This is a genomic window from Blastococcus sp. KM273129 (genome assembly GCF_021698995.1).
In the GTDB taxonomy this organism is placed as follows: domain Bacteria; phylum Actinomycetota; class Actinomycetes; order Mycobacteriales; family Geodermatophilaceae; genus Blastococcus.
On sequence record NZ_SSXB01000203.1, the window covers coordinates 1 to 404 of the forward strand.

Below are 404 nucleotides of genomic sequence, written 5' to 3' on the forward strand. Positions count from 1 at the left end.
CGCGACCGGTGGGCCGCGTCCGGCTGGGAGAACGGGGTGCTGGGCTACCCGACCACCGACGTCACCGCGCTGGCCGGCGGCGGGCGGTTCGCCCACTTCCAGCACGGCTCGATCTACTGGACGCAGGCCACCGGCGCCCGGATCGTCTCCGGCGCGGTGCGCGACCGGTGGGCCGCGTCCGGCTGGGAGAACGGGGTGCTGGGCTACCCGACCACCGACGTCACCACCCTGGCCGGAGGCGGGCGGTTCGCCCACTTCCAGGGCGGCTCGGTGTACTGGACCTCCACCACCGGCGCCCGGCTGGTGCGGGGAGCGATCCGCGACGCCTGGGCCGGGCAGGGCTGGGAGAACGGCCGGCTGGGCTACCCCACCAGCGATCCCCAACCGGTGACCGGCGGCACCCG

At 76.2% G+C, this 404-nt stretch carries 1 protein-coding gene; it reads left to right on the plus strand.

Features of this window, described 5'->3' with window-relative positions:
* Positions 1-404 (plus strand): LGFP repeat-containing protein (locus E9565_RS22035; protein WP_374201759.1); only part of this gene is annotated, 404 nt, incomplete at both ends.